We start from the raw sequence: 15,026 nt of genomic DNA on the forward strand, positions 1-15,026 counted from the left end.
GTTTTGATGTAACTTCCGATCATGATCCGGTTTACAAAAAGGTTGTCAAATGCTGGACTTCGTACCGTTTCGCTTCCGATGACCCTGAAGGCACCGGCCCCGTCGATCCGCCCGGCGCGACGCGGTCTGATGGGGCATACCTTCCGCCCGATGCTGCGGAGAGCAAGGCCGGGGTTGTTCGTTGGCTGAAACGAATGAATCAAATCTGGTGCCAGCGGCAAAAACGGTCTTTCAGGGGCCCTGACCCATCATCTTCCGGGATACACTGTCCAGAAGCGGACAAGTCCCTGTCCACGATTGGACAGGGAAATGAGCGCCAATGGGTATCTCCAAATCCGATAAATACCCCAAAGGGATGGTTTTTACTCCGACCGCAGGCTATTCACCGGGTTGATGAGGGCGGCCCGGACGGCCTGAATGCTGACGGTCAGCAACGTAAGAAGCAGCGCACCGACCCCGGTTACGGCAAACACCCACCACGATAGATCGGTGCGGTATTCATACTGCCGGAGCCAGTTGCCGAGAAAATAATAGGCAATCGGGACGGCAAGGAAAAAAGCGATCAGCACCAGCACCACGAAGTCTTTCGATAACAGCCGCCATACGTTCAGAACCGACGCGCCGAAGACCTTGCGAATGCCGATCTCTCTGGTGCGCTGCTCGGCCACGAACGACGACAGCCCAAAAAGCCCTAAGCAGCTGATGAAAATAGCCAGCATCGCAAACCCCGAAGCGAGGGTGCCGATCCGTTCTTCTGCCGCAAACTTGAGGGCGTATTCCTGATCCGCAAACGTATATTCAAACGGCGAGGCCGGATTGCGTTTTTTAAAAATAGCTTCCAGGCTCCTGAGGGCGGTGTGGACGCCTGCTTTGGGATGGAGCCTGATATGAATGACGTTCAGACCGCGTTCCTTCGTGTTTATCATGAATACGGTCGGTACTACCGGCTCAAACGGTGATCTCATCACCATATCCTTCACGACCCCGATCAGTTTCCAGCTCTTATCATGCCACCGGATCGTTTCACCAACCGGCTTTTTCAGACCCGTCAGCTTTACGGCGGCTTCATTCAGCAGAAACGCCAGCGAGTCACCGGCATACTGCCTTGAAAAGTCACGGCCTTCCTTTATTTTCCAGCCAACCACCTTGCCAAAATCCGGGGTAACGGAGATGGTTCCGAACGAGGCCGGCCGGTTGGGGTCTTTCCCCCGCCACTCCAGATTATTGGCCGATGACCAGATGCTGGTGATCGGGCTGGAGGATTCAGCCATATCCGCGACGACTCCGCTGGCCAGTAGTTCCTGGCGGAGTTCCTCGTAGCGGCCCTGAATTTCGGGGGTATTCATCGTGATGTTGATCAGCCCGTCCCGGCTGTAGCCCACCGGGCGGTTACGGGCAAACTGAATCTGGCGGAACACGACGATCGTTCCGATAATGAGGGTAACCGATACACTGAACTGGACCACCACCAGAACCTTGCGGGGCACGGTGGCCAGACGACCCGACCTGAATGTTCCTTTCAATACCCGGATGGCCTGGAATGAGGAAAGATAGAAGGCCGGGTAACTACCGGCCACGAAGCCGGTAACGGCCATAAAACCGAGGCAGAGGAGCCAGAACACGGGATTCGACCACGGCATGACCAGCCGTTTGTCGGCGATTTCATTGAACAAGGGCAGCATCAGCCAGACCAGCCCTGTACAAAAACCGAAAGCGGCCGTCACGACCAGGAAGGATTCGCTCAGGAACTGGCCGGCGAGCTGGCTCCGGACCGAACCCAATGCCTTGCGAATCCCCACTTCCTTTGCCCGCTTTTCGGAGCGGGCCGTGCTCAGGTTCATGAAATTGATGCAGGCCAGCAACAAGACAAACGCGCCGATCATCCCGAAAAGCCAGACAAACTGGATGCGGCCCCCGGAATTGGTCCCATTCTTAAACTCGTTGTACAGATGCCATTCCGGCATTGGGTACAGAAAAAGCGACGACCGGGTCTTGTCCTGAATATGCTGATGGAGAACGTTCCTGATTTTGCGGGAAACGTCGGCGGCCTGGCTGCGCGGGCTGAGCAGCGTATAAATTTCAAAGGAACTGCTGCGCCAGTCATCCAGGCCCTGACCGGCCTCGAAAAGCAGCCCGATCGGCGCCAGGAAGGCCGCGTTTTTAAAGGTCGAATTGTGGGGCAAATCCCTGTAAACGCCCGCTACCTGCACCAGGTAGCGATTCCCGATTTTAAGGGCTTTATGCAGAGGATCGCCCGTGCCGAAGAGTGCCTTTGCGGTCGTTTCGGAAATCAGGACGGAAGTAGGGTCCTTTAACCCCAGACGGCTTCCCTGAATCATGTCAAACGTCATCATTTCCGGGAAGTCCGATTCCACGAAGCCGCCCGACCGGGTAAATTTCCGATCCTGAAAAGCAACGATCTGGTCCGTCCAGACGGCGGCAGCGACGGATTTGAAATCATCCGGATACCGGGTTCTCAGCTCCCGGCTCACGGGCATCGGCAAGGCGGCAAACGTCTGGACGCCCTGCTCCAGCGTTTGGTTTTCCATGACCTGAGCAATGCGGCCGGAATGCTGGTGAAAGCCGTTGAAGGACAGCTCGTCCCAGATCCACAGACCGATCAGCAGGGCCACTGCCATGCCGCTCGCCAGACCGGTGATATTGATGATGGAGTAGGTTTTCTGTCGGATCAGATTGCGCCAGGCGATCTTAACGTAGTTGCGAAGCATAGCCATATGGAAAGAAACGGGTTGAGGATCGTCATGAGTGGGTTTCGTTCGGGGTCGGCTAAAGGGGCGTATCAACCGCAGGACGGCCAGTGCATACCGCCGGCGGGCGGTCCGCACTCCGACGGTCTTCACCCAGTACGCGTACATTTCCAGCAGATCGCCCTGTAGTTCATCCTCCAGACCGGGCGGACTGAAGCGGTTCAGTAACCGATCGGCCCAGCGTGGCGGCTTCCGGGCCGACCTTCGGCGATCCGGCGGGTCTGTACGACGTTCATCGCTCATGCGTCCCATCGCTGTTTTACCCGGGTTGAAATCAGACGGAAAGCCTGGGGGGCAGCCCCCGTCGGCAGGGCGGCTTTTTCAATCTGGTCTAAAAACGTTTCTTTCATAGCCACATTCAGAACATCCGGACGAAAGTCAGGTGCGCCGGGTACCCGGCTCCTGATTAGTATAGGCTTTGTCGTACAAATAGCCGGCCAAACTTGTCAGCATAGGCAAGCCGGCGAAAATGGGGCTTTTTTTGAAATTGGCAGGTGGTAAGCTGTCCAAAAACGGACAGGCGGCTGTTCAGTAGTGGACAGGAAGGGAACGGGCCTTCGGCTACGCTCCGGAGGAAGTTGGGCCGATTAACCGCCGGAGCTTCCCAAACAACATCCGGCATTCGGGAAACCCGGGCGGTAAACGGCAGGGAACGCGGCCCGGTCAGATCTGCGAGAAGGCGGCCGGAACCAGGAACGTGCGATGAATATTGGAAAGAATGCGATCGTTGGCATATTCGGGCCGGGCGCTGACCTTCTTCCACTCGGGGTCACTGCCGAAAGCCTTCCAGTTCTGGTCGTGTTCTTCCATGTTGTCGAAGGTCAGCATATAGGTCAGGTTCGGGCGCAGGGGGCCGATCAGGGTTTCCCCGAAAAATACCGGCGTCAGCCCGACCCGTTTGAAGATGGCGATCTCCCCGGCTTCGTTGAACATCTCGATCTTCTTCTTGCCGGCGGCCTCGCTCGGGCTCTCATACCGGCGTAACTCGAAGATACGGGGCTTTTTCTCAGGGGCTTCCAGTTTGGGCATGCCGGAAAACGCCTTCAGCAGGGAGCTTTCGATGCGTTCGTAGGCCGGGGTGGCGGCCTCCGCATTCAGGTATTCCGAAGCCGCCTGCTGGTAGGCCGAATCTTTGGCGAGCTGGTCGGCCGACGCGAAATAACTTTCGAGCGACGGAAAGGGAATCAGCACCACCAGCTTGGTAAATCCTTCGGGAAGATAGTCGGAAAACACGCCGATGTTCCGGCTGCCCAGGCGGTTCAGGGCCGGGATGGCGGCCTGCTGCCAGTAGTTCTCGACGACTTTGCGCTGGCGGCCGTTCTTCAGGGTATACACCCGTAATTCGTAATAATCGGTATCGGCATTCGGTTGAGTTGAGGAGGGGGCGGAAGGCGATTGCAGCGGCTGGATCAAACCCGCTCCCGTGCCGGTCAGCAGGGAAGCCTTCACAAACGTACGTCTTTTCATATCAATGGCTCTGGGCGTTTGGCGACAAAGGAACGCGCTTTCCGAAAGCCGTCAAAGTGCCGGGCTGAAAATTCATTCTCCGGCCCGGAGAAACCACCCCCCGGCCGGAGCGCCGGGGGGTGGTAATACTCCGCGATTACTTCTTTCCGATCCGGTACAGGCGGCCCTGGTCGGTCACGGCATACAGGGCGCCGTCCGTCCCCTGGGTGATGTCGCGGAAACGCTGGTTCTCACCGGCCAGCAGCCGCTCTTCGCCCACGACCCGGTTGTTCTCGATCACCAGCCGGATCACGTGCATCCCGCTCAGGGCGCCGACGAACAGGTTGTTTTTCCATTCCGGAATCTGATTACCGGTATAAAACGTCATGCCGCTCGGCGAAATGGAGGGATCCCAGTAATATACCGGCTGCTCAAAGCCCTCCTTCTGCTGAATGCCCTCCCCGACTTTCGGGCCGGCATATTCGATCCCGTAGGTGATGGTCGGCCAGCCGTAGTTCTTCCCGGCTTCGATGCGGTTCAGTTCGTCGCCACCACGCGGTCCGAATTCGTTTTCCCAGAGGTCGCCGGTAACCGGGTGGATCGCCAGCCCCTGCACGTTCCGGTGGCCGTAGGAATACAGCTCCGGCCGGGCGCCGGATTTACCTTCAAACGGATTGCCGGCCACGGGTTTGCCGTCGGTCGTGATCCGGACCACCTTCCCGAGGGCGGCATTGAGGTCCTGGGCTTTCGGGCGGGTTACCAGATCGGAGCGCTCGCCGGTGCTGATGATCAGGTTGTTGTTGCGGTCGAACAGGATACGGCCGCCGTAATGCAGCGTTCCCTTATAGGCCGGGGCGGCCCGGTAGATGACGGTGGCTCCCTCGATCTTCTTTTCGTCGGCCGAAAGCTTCCCCTTCGCCACTGCCGTCAGGTTGCCTTCGGCCAGCGGCTCGGAGAATACCCAGTATACCATCCGGTTCTGGGCAAACGCCGGGTCGACCCGGACGCCGAGCAGACCGCCCTGCCCGTTGGCATTGACGGTCGGAAGGCCCGTGATGTTACCGCTGACCTTGCCGTCCGCCGACACGATCTTCAGGGTGCCTTCCTTCTGGGTAATCAGGAAGCGGCCGTCGGGCAGGGTGGTGATGCCCCAGGGGCTGTTCAGGTCGGAGGTCAGCACCTTGCCTTCGTAGGGCGTGGAGGATTTCACACTCCGGACGCGGGTCTGACCGGAAAAAGCCGGTTTATAGGCGGAATTGGCCGCCTTCGTCTCGACCGGCGCCCCCGTACTGTCGGCGGAAGTCACTTCGGTGTTGTCGTTGAATGTTTTGCCGCAGGAGGTCAGGCTGATCATGGTGCCTGACACAAGAATCAAAAGTTCTTTAGTCATACCAGGTAGAAGGATAAATAAGCACTGCATTGGTAACGACAAAGTACTGGAAAATCTGCGACAATTCGACCGGAAAAGCCGGGTTTATCGCGCCCGGTTCCGGCGGAAACCGTAGGCGACCCCCACCGTGAACGCGCCCCGGCCCCGGGCGAAAGTGGTGAAATAACCGGCGGTGAGGTCCAGAAAACCGCCCACCTTCAGCGGCAGCAGATAACCGGCTCCGGGTTCGATATGCGGGGCGGAGACGGCATGACGGTTCACGGCCAGGTCCACCCCGGCCATCAGGTCGGCATGCACCCGCTCGCTGACGTACCAGCGCGGCCCGACCTGAATCGGGATGCTGACGGCCGTCACCCGGTATTCGTACCCGTAGAAGTTGTAATACAGCGTATTGAACCCGAACCCGGAAATGGGATTGTACCCGTAGCCCAGGTAGGAGGTCGGGACCAGAAAGAAACTGTTGATCCGGTGCAGGTCGAGGCCGAGGCCGGCCGTTAACGCCCATTTTTCAGCAACCGGATGCTGGTATCGCCCCCGGATCCCACCCCCAAAGTCGATGGCGGAATACCGCGCCGAGCCCTTGACGGCCTGCAGGCCGGCGAAGATCAGCGGGTCAGGACGCTGCCCGGCCGACGGAGCGATTGGCAATACCGACAGAAACAATACGACCAGAATGGCTTTCATAACGATGATGCGGTCGGTTGGTCAGCGGGTGGCCGTAAAGGCGAGCCGGGCGTCGGTGGCCTTGACGTCGAAGCTCAGCTTATTGCCGTTCACGGTCGCGATCTGGGTGCCGTCCAGCGACAGGTTATACCGCGATCCGCTTTTCTTCACCTCCACGGCCTCGAAATCAAGCGACTCGGCCTGGCCGTCGAAATCCAGACTCAATACCATATTCACCTGATTCGGGTCGTCGGTTTCGGTCAGTTCCACCACCCCGGAGTAGGTCGTGCGGCCCTGCTGAACTACGGGCAGGGTCGGGATGACCAGTTCATCGTCTTTCGTCTGGTACCGGAATGAAGTAAGTTCGTAAGAACCGGCTACCTCGCCGGCGGGGCCTTTGGGCGCCACGGCGTCGGCGTCTTTTTTACAGGCGGAAAAGGAGGTCGAAATCAGCAGGATCAGAAGGAGCTTTTTCATGGCGTCGGAGATGTTTTGCGGGTGACCGGGGTTGGTCACCGGGACAAAACTACCGGCCCGGCCGGGGCGGCACAATACGCCAAATGCATGATTTTTACCGCCTTCCGAGGTACTTGTTCACGGCCTCCACGCGGGTGTGGACCTGCAATTTTTCGTAAATATTGAAGATGTGTTTCCGCACCGTGGTGGGACTGACGAACAGAGCTTCAGCCACCTCCCGGTGGCTGTGGCCTTTAGCCAGCCGGTCCAGGATTTCGCGCTCGCGGGGCGTCAGAGTATGCAGTTCATCCCGGGTCGAAGGCGTATCGTGAAACGAACTGGCGATCTTGCGGGCGATGCTGCTGCTCATGGGCGAGCCGCCCTCGTGGAGTTCCGTAATGGCTTCGAGGAGCTTGTGGGGCGGGCTTCTCTTGAGAATGTAGGCATTGGCCCCCGCCTTGAGCGATTCGAAAACGGCTTCGTCCTCGTCGTACATGGTGCACATCATGAACTGGGTGTTGGGGCAGCGGGATTTAAGCAGCCGAACGCATTCGATGCCGCTCATGCCGGGCAGGTCGATGTCCATCAGGACGACATCGACGCCCTCGAAAGGCAGGGCTTCCAGAGCCTCCTCGGCCGTTTCGAAGGCGGACCGGCACGAAAAGCCGTCGGCGCCGTCGATCAGGATCGCCAGCGACTGACGGATCGGCTCCTTGTCTTCCACAATGGCGACGGTAATGGGCGATTTCATCCGGCAATATTGCGTTTATTTCGGCAGGAACGCCATACTCCATTTGCATTATTTTCCGGTAACGGCCACGGCGAACGGATACAGAATTTTGACGCAGGTGCCGGCTTCCGAAGGGATGATTTCACAGCTCCCGCCCGACTCCGCCATCCGGTTTCGCATATTGCCGAGGCCGTTCCGCTGGCCGGGCTTCCCGCCGGACGCAAAACCCTGTCCGTTGTCGCACACCTCGATCCGGAGCCGGTCGGATTCCGGCTTCATGACCAGCCGCACCTCGGTGGCCCGGGCGTGCTTGACCACGTTGTTGAGCGCTTCCTTGACGGTCAGGAACACGTTCCGCCGGTCGACGCCCCGCATCCAGACCTCCTGCGCAGACTCTTCCACCTCCGTCCGCAGACGCAGGCCCGCATCTTCCATGAAGTCGCTGGCGTAGGCGCGGGTGTAGGCGATCAGGCCGTTGAGGCTGTCGTTTCCGGTGTTGAGCGACCAGATGATCTCGTTCATCGTCGTTACCATGTCCGACGAAATGGAAGAGATTTTTTCGATTTCAGGGGTGATGGCCGGTCCCATCCGGGATTTGACCACCTCGCTCAGAAGCCCGATGGCGGTCAGCGAGGCCCCCAGGTCGTCATGCATTTCCTTGGAGATCCGGAGCCGCTCCTTCTGCTGGCCCTGAAGCTCGGACTGCACCACGGCCAGTTCGCGTTCACGCTCGGCCGCCAGCAGGGCCTGGCCGGCCGCCCGCTGCCGCTGCCGGTAATAGAGATAGCCGAATGCCGCCATACCGGCAACGGCCGCCGTCAGGATGCCGGCCAGCCAGAGCCACTGCCGCTGCCGGTTGCGTTCGGTTTCCAGCCGGGCGATCTGCCGCTGCTTTTCGGCCAGATTCTGGCGGGCCTCGGCCTGCTTCAGCCGGACCCGGTAGCCTTCCAGCAGTTCCTTGGTTTCCTGATTGTTGATCGAGTCGTCGACGGCGATGTATTTGTCGAGCCAGCCCGCGGTGGCCCGGTAGTCGCGCAGGCCCTCCGTGGCCAGGGCGTATTCCCGGTAAATGTTGCGCAGTTCAGCCCGGCCGACATTGTTTTTGCGGGCAATGGCGTAGGACTGGTCGAGCAGAGACCGTGCCCGGCCGAACTCCTTCATGCGGTTATGGGTCTGGGCCATCGCCATCAGCAGGTGGAGTTCATGACGCGGGTTTTCGAGCCGGCGGCTGATGCGGAGGGCTTCCCGCTGGTAGTACAGCGCCGAGTCGTAGCGGGCTTCCTCGCTGTACTGGTAGGCTATGTTGTTGTAGAGGTTGACGGCAAAATCCAGGTCGTTCTGCGGGTCGATCCACTGTTTGGCCTTCAGATAGTATTGCTGCGACTCGCGGGACCGGTCCTGCTTGCTGAGGACGTTGGCGATGCTGAAGTAGTCGATGGCGACGGACCGCCGGTCGTTCGGGTCGGTCAGGTCGAAGGCGAGGGCTTTGCGGTAATGCGCCACGGCCTGTTCATACATTTCCTGCTGTTCGTAGATGTACCCCAGGTTCTGGTTGATGACGGCGACGTTTTTCAGTTTTCCGCTCAGCCGCATGAAGTGGGCGGCCTGCTGGTAATACGGCACGGCTTCGACCAGCCGTCCGGAATACAGGGCGGTGTTGGCAAGGGCGAAGTAACTCAGACCCAGGTGGCGTTTCGAGGTATCCTGTCGGGCCAGCGTCAGGGCTTCCCGGGCGATCTTTCCGGCTTCCGTGTGGCGGCCCATGTTGTTGAGCTGATACACCATCAGCCGGATGCTTTCAAAGTAGCCTTTGGTGAAGCCGGTCTGTTTCGAGCGTTCGTAGGCCCGGCGGTAATAATCGAGGGCGGTGCTCACCTGCCGGGTTTCTACGGCCTCACCCTTCCGCAGCAGTTCCATGACGAAGCTCGTATCACGGGGCGACGGACGGGATTCGGCCCGCGCCGGGCCGATCACCGTCAGTACCGGACCCAGCAGGGCAAAAAGACGGAATAGGGAAAAGACACGACGGAACATACCGGTTCAGCGTAGTTTGGACGAACATACGGCCAAACCGGCAAAATTGCACTACCCGGCACCTCACCGGCAGGGAATCAGGCCCCCTTACTCTTCATTCGATTGGGTCAGGGGGTGGCCGGGATGCGTCACGAACTGGTTCCAGTATATGCTGAATTGTTCGAACATCTGCACCATCCTGGAAATCTTGTGCGGTTTGACGAAATAGCTGGTGGCCCCCAGTTCGTAGGCCCGCTGAATGTCCGCGTCGTAGTTGGAAGAAGAAAAAACGAAAGTCGGTATGGCTGCGGTCCGGGGGTTGGCCCGAAGAATCTCCAGCGTTTCCAGACCGTTCAGACGGGGCATGTTGATGTCCAGAAAAATAAAGGTGGGCGGGACGGCCGCCGACTCCAGTGCCAGCAGTAAAGCCTCTCCATCATCGAACACCAGTACCTGGCCTTCGGGGTAAAACTGTTTTAAGGTCATCCGGAACAACAGTGCATCATCCTCATCGTCCTCGGCCAGGTAAATTTGTACAGGATTCACAAAATCAAGTTAGGCGGACTTACTTAATACGGGGTGCAAGTCTACAAAAATAAATGGATTAATTCGGGATAAAAAACAGGCTTCATTCATATGGAATACAAATGCCGGCCTGAAAAAAGGGCTGGCATTTATGGGATCCGGTTGCTGGTAAACGATCATTCCTCCGGGCGTTTCGGAGGGGGGACCGACAGGTTCCAGTACGCCTTGAAACTCTCGGCGAAACTGACCAGACCCGCAAACGTTTCGGGCTTCACGAAGTAGGAGCTGGCTCCCAGTTTATACGCTGTATTGATGGTTTTCTCATCCTCCGTCCCGGAAATCAGGAAGGTCGGCACGGTGGCGAGCCGGCGGGTTTCCTTCAGTTCGGACAGGGTATCGATTCCGTTCTTTATCGGCATATTGACGTCCAGAAAAATAAACGTGGGGAGCACTTCGCCTGAACGGATTTCCTTCAGCAGGTCACCCCCGTTTTCAAACACCCGTATCTCACAACCCGGAAAGCACATTTTAAAGGCGAGGGTAAAAAAACCGGCGTCGTCGCCATCGTCCTCGGCCAGATAGATTCTCTTTAAGGTGTCCATATCAGTATCGCTGCTGTGGTTTCTACTTAAAGATAACTGCTCAATCCGGCAAACCGGTATGATCTATTTTCATATTAAAAAGTTTTAATTTTTCCCCTTAATTTCCAGCCGGAGCCGGTCCCCTCCCCTGCCGCTTCCCTTCATTTTCAAGCGGGAAACCGGTAAGGACCGCCAGTCCCGGAATTAAAATGCCCGAACGAATTAACTCACTTTTAATCCACGGGAAAGGAGAAGGTGGCCGTTCCGGCATCATGTCAGCTCCCGTTTTGACATTCATGGGCCATCTTCATCGTTCGGCCCGGTCTCGCGGGTGCCTGAAACCGCTTTATTTTCAATTTTGAGCCCTGAACAACAAATCATCCCTTCATGAAACCTGTATCCTCCCAGTTGGTCGGCAGGGCCTGCTCTGCGCCCTGACCGGCTGGAAGCATACTGAAACGGCCGATGCGACGCAGAATTCCGGATCGAACTGAACCGGGAGACCGGCCGGTAATTTGCCGGCGGCCGTAGCAATCTTCCCGGCCGGTCCGTTAGTTTTGCGGTTCATCAACCGTCTGGACATACCCCATGAATTTTCGTCGGAATCAAAGCGGCCGGACCGGCGTCTGGCCGCTGGTAATCGTCAGTATTTTCCTGATCGGCAGCTCGCTGCGGGCACAGCCGCGCAAACCGGACGGTCCGCCCGCCAACGCCCTGTCGGCCATTTCGGAACAGGACATCAAACGGGACCTTTTTGCGCTGGCCGGCGACCACTTCCGGGGCCGGGAAGCCGGAACGCTCGATGAGCTGAAGGCGTCGGCCTGGATTGCCGAACAACTGCGGGCCATTGGCCTGCAACCGGCGGGCGACGACGGCACGTTTTTCCAGTTCTTTCATATTCAGCGCACCCGCATCACCGAAACCAGCCGGCTGAGCATCGGGGACCATCGGCTGACGCACGGGCAGGACGCCTTTCTGCTGGCACCGGCCATTGCGTCGGTCAATGCGCCCCTGGTGTTCGTCGGTAAGGGAACGCCCCAGGAGATGGCCGGGGTAGACCTGAAGGGCAGGGCGGTGGCGCTCGAATTTTCGGGAACCGCGCCGGCCGACATGAGTTACCGGCGTTTCCTGTTCGGCACGATGCAGCGCCGGGCTGCCGAGCTGGTGAAGGCCGGGGCGCTGGCGGTGGTCTGGGTGTCGGACGAACCGGCCCAGTATTATTTCGAACGCTGGACCACCGGCCTCGAAAGGGGTCGGTATGACCTGCCGGGCGGCCCCAACACCCGAATTTTCTCCCAGGCCCCGACCGTCTGGCTGCCCGCTTCGGCCCTGTCCTGGGTCAGACAGCCCGGTCAGCAGTTTACCAATGTGGTCAACGTGGAGAGCTTCAACTACCCGTCGGTGAACATCGTCGCCAAAGTGCCGGGCACCGACCCGGCTCTCCGGCAGGAACACGTGCTGTTCAGCACCCATCAGGATCACGACGGCGTTCGCCGGGCCGTAGCCGGTGACTCGATCTGGAACGGGGCCGACGACAACGCCAGCGGGTGCGTCGCCACGCTGGCCCTTGCGCGCGCCTTCGTGAAAAAGCCGGGCCGGCGGTCGGCACTCTTCATTTTCCACGGCGCCGAGGAGCGCGGCCTGCTCGGCTCCCGGTATTATGTGGCCACGCCCACCGTGCCGAAGGAGTCGATCGTGGCGGTTCTGAACGCCGAGATGCTGGGGCGCAATGCCGCCGACAGCGCCTGTATTCTGGGCCAGCAGCCGCCCCACCGCAACTCCGCCGAACTGGTCGATGCCGCCCTGAAGGCCAACCGCAGTACGGGGTTCAGACTGGATACGCTCTGGGACCGGCCGGACCACCCTGAAGGCTGGTATTTCCGCAGCGACCACCTGCCCTACGCCCGGGCGGGGATTCCGGCGATTGCCTTCACCTCCCTGCTCCATGCCGATTACCACACGCCGAAAGACGAACCGGACCGCATCGATACGGCCAAAGTGACGAACATCACCCGCTGGATGTACCTCACCGGCTGGGACATCGCCAACCGCCCGAAACGGCCTGCCGTGGATCGGAACTTCCAGCTGGAACGCTGACGGGCCTCTGCGGTTATTTCAGCCGATAGGATTCGACCGTCACCTTCAGGACGGGGCGGAAACCCGTCCGGCCGCGAACCCTTTCCTCAAAGGTGATGCCGGTCAGCGCCTTATTTTTCACCCGTCCGGTGGTGAGCAGTTGCCGGGCATCGGACAGATCGTCCACCCGGGCATTGATCAGCATTCCCTTGGCGAGCAGGGATGGAATCGCCCGGTACCGGACGGCGGTATGGTTTTCGGCCTGGAGGGTCATGAAGAGCTGCGGGGGCTGGAACAGAACATTCAGCAGTTGGCCGTACGGCGAATAGTCGGATCGGACGTAGGCCACGTGCAGCAGCGAGTCGGCTTTCGGAAGGACCAGCGTTTCACCCAGCCGGACCGGCACGGTTCGGCTGCGGACAAGTTCCAGCGGCCGTACCCGGTCCTTCTTTCGGAGGAACAGCGCACGCGGGCTGCGGTCGTCTACCTCATACCGCTGCAGCAGGGCCAGCAGGGTCTGGGTTTCGTCGGCCAGCGGGTATTTGCCGTCGATTCCCTCGTACCGGTAGATCACCCAGTCCGGCGCCGAAGCGGAAAGGTATTTTTGCTGGTTCCGCCGATCCAGGTAGGCATTGTAGGACTGATAGGACTGAAGCGTCGGGCGGGGATTATAATTCAGCCCGTTGAAATAGATTTCGGAAATATCGTTCGGAACGACGTCGGCGGACTGCCTGCCGATTTTCCGGCGGATGGATTCAGGCAGGGTAGGCTGAGGCACCGGGTAGATTTCCGAGCTTGCCCGCCGGAAATAAACCGACATGATGTTCAGCCGCTGCACGAATAAACTCCCGAAATTGGACGGTATTTTTCCGTAAACCGGCGCATAATAACTGATATAACACCAGCCATTAAAAAGCAGTAATAAAAAGTAGTGATTCCGTATCCAGGCCACTTTAACACAAGCAATTACCGCCAGAAAAAGAATGCTGGAATGCTTTACGAAAGAGGTGACATGGCCGTCGTCGGCCCGGGTGAAGGCGTACTTCAGGAGAATGAACGAAATGAACACAACCCATCCTACCGTAAACAGGGTATCCAGGTGCCTTCGCTTCGGTCGGCTTCCTGAAGATAAAACCCGGAACACATACCAGATAACCGCCAGAATCTGCAACAGAAAAGTGCCATAGGAAAGCAGGACGAGCCGGAGTTTATGGAGCGGATAAATAGCCTGGGATTCGTTATAACCGTCGATGATATAAAAGCTGGAAACCACATACCGGATCAGGTCGGTCCGGAGAAGATAGGCGCCCGTCAGCAGCAGGGCGATAAAAACGGATAGATTCAGGGCATACCGCCCGAGGCTCATCTGCCGGGTCAGCCGAAGATAGGTCAATACGGAAAGCATGAAGACCACGCCGATCAGGCCGTAATTCACCTTCATAAAGAGGTTGACCACACTCAGGACCAACAAATAATACAGGAACGGCGCCGGGGTGGCGGGCTGATAAAAAAACCGGATGCCGCCGTAGATGACGTAGAAAAACCAGACAAAATGCACCCACTCGCCCATCATGCCGTTCACGACGGCCCAGATTGAAAAGTAGACAGGCAAGTGCCAGACTCTGAGCGGCTTCGGCAGGAGGCTATACAGTAAAACGGCCAGATTGAGGGCAAAGAACGAATCGACCAGGAGCAGTTCGAGCGGGGAAGTGGTGATGATGTACCGCTGGAGCCATCGCCCCAGTGGGCCGTAGGTGAAAATGACATCCTGGCCCCAGACCACGGCTTTCCGGTGAATCAGCTCCAGCGCCATCCGCCAGGAATTGTCGAGGCCGGCCGTCGGGATATGGGCAAAGTCCAGATAGGGAAAGCTGATCACCATAATAAAGGCGATGAAGCTTAATTTTATGGCGGGATGTTCGATCCTGGTCTGAAGCAGCCTTCCGGAGGTGTTCCGGACCGGGTGTGGATAATGATCAACCGATACCATTTTTTAACAGGAAATGAGGTGAAAATTCCGATTCCTTTTGGTTAAAAGACATACCCTGCCCACCGCTTCCGACCGAGCCGAAAGGGAAAGGTAAAGAGCATGAAAGGTGCTTGTTAAAAATCTGGGCCTGCTGATTCCTTCACTAACTCATCAACGGGGCAACCCCAGAATCGGAATCCCCGACTCTGCCGGATTGCCGAACTATAAACCAAAGCGCGTGGAAAATAAAAAATCGGGGACGGTAGATTGTTATGTAATAATTCTCTGAATTAACGTATTTATAACAACTGATTTTTTCTAAATATTTAAAACGTATAGTTTCAATCTGATCTCGGTTTCCTCAAAAATATTTTCATAAAACAGGAACTGCAATTTAGGCTTCGGATCA

The 15,026-nt window shown here is 58.0% G+C and carries 11 protein-coding genes; 1 reads left to right on the forward strand and 10 read right to left on the reverse strand.

All coding sequences use genetic code 11. From position 1 onward, the window contains the following. Positions 1–362: 362 nt before the first annotated feature. From DX909_RS26465 to DX909_RS26505, 9 genes are all read right to left on the reverse strand, one after another. Positions 363–3,011, reverse strand: coding sequence for an ABC transporter permease (locus DX909_RS26465; protein WP_128548265.1), 2,649 nt, complete (start codon positions 3,009–3,011; stop codon positions 363–365). A gap of 420 nt (positions 3,012–3,431) precedes the next feature. Then, positions 3,432–4,235 (reverse strand): NIPSNAP family protein, encoded by an 804-nt coding sequence (locus DX909_RS26470; protein ID WP_128548266.1) that lies wholly within the window; start codon positions 4,233–4,235, stop codon positions 3,432–3,434. 136 nt (positions 4,236–4,371) lie between these two features. Next, positions 4,372–5,604 (reverse strand): PQQ-dependent sugar dehydrogenase, encoded by a 1,233-nt coding sequence (locus DX909_RS26475; RefSeq protein WP_128548267.1) that lies wholly within the window; start codon positions 5,602–5,604, stop codon positions 4,372–4,374. 84 nt (positions 5,605–5,688) lie between these two features. Further along, the gene (locus DX909_RS26480; RefSeq protein ID WP_128548268.1) at positions 5,689–6,288 is read right to left on the reverse strand and encodes a hypothetical protein; all 600 of its coding nucleotides are present in this window, start codon (positions 6,286–6,288) and stop codon (positions 5,689–5,691) included. 21 nt (positions 6,289–6,309) lie between these two features. After that, positions 6,310–6,744, reverse strand: a complete 435-nt coding sequence (locus DX909_RS26485; protein WP_128548269.1) for a hypothetical protein — start codon at positions 6,742–6,744, stop codon at positions 6,310–6,312. Between the two features lie 94 nt (positions 6,745–6,838). Then, on the reverse strand, positions 6,839–7,474 hold the full coding sequence (locus tag DX909_RS26490) for a response regulator transcription factor (protein ID WP_128548270.1): 636 nt from the start codon (positions 7,472–7,474) through the stop codon (positions 6,839–6,841). A 48-nt stretch (positions 7,475–7,522) separates the two neighbouring features. Continuing rightward, on the reverse strand, positions 7,523–9,487 hold the full coding sequence (locus DX909_RS26495) for a tetratricopeptide repeat-containing sensor histidine kinase (RefSeq protein ID WP_128548271.1): 1,965 nt from the start codon (positions 9,485–9,487) through the stop codon (positions 7,523–7,525). A gap of 87 nt (positions 9,488–9,574) precedes the next feature. Next, a complete protein-coding gene (locus DX909_RS26500) occupies positions 9,575–10,012 on the reverse strand; it encodes a response regulator (RefSeq protein WP_128548272.1) in 438 nt (145 codons plus the stop codon). 155 nt (positions 10,013–10,167) lie between these two features. Beyond that, on the reverse strand, positions 10,168–10,593 hold the full coding sequence (locus tag DX909_RS26505) for a response regulator (RefSeq protein ID WP_128548273.1): 426 nt from the start codon (positions 10,591–10,593) through the stop codon (positions 10,168–10,170). Positions 10,594–11,160: 567 nt separating this feature from the next. Between DX909_RS26505 and DX909_RS26510 the strand changes: the two genes are divergently transcribed. Beyond that, the gene (locus DX909_RS26510; protein ID WP_128548274.1) at positions 11,161–12,669 is read left to right on the forward strand and encodes a M28 family peptidase; all 1,509 of its coding nucleotides are present in this window, start codon (positions 11,161–11,163) and stop codon (positions 12,667–12,669) included. A gap of 13 nt (positions 12,670–12,682) precedes the next feature. Here DX909_RS26510 and DX909_RS26515 read toward each other — a convergent pair whose 3' ends face one another. Continuing rightward, positions 12,683–14,638: a hypothetical protein gene (locus tag DX909_RS26515; protein WP_128548275.1), complete on the reverse strand. Its 1,956-nt coding sequence runs from the start codon at positions 14,636–14,638 to the stop codon at positions 12,683–12,685. Positions 14,639–15,026 lie beyond the last annotated feature (388 nt).

Origin of the sequence: Larkinella soli (genome assembly GCF_003703975.1) — a bacterium.
In the GTDB taxonomy this organism is placed as follows: domain Bacteria; phylum Bacteroidota; class Bacteroidia; order Cytophagales; family Spirosomataceae; genus Larkinella; species Larkinella soli.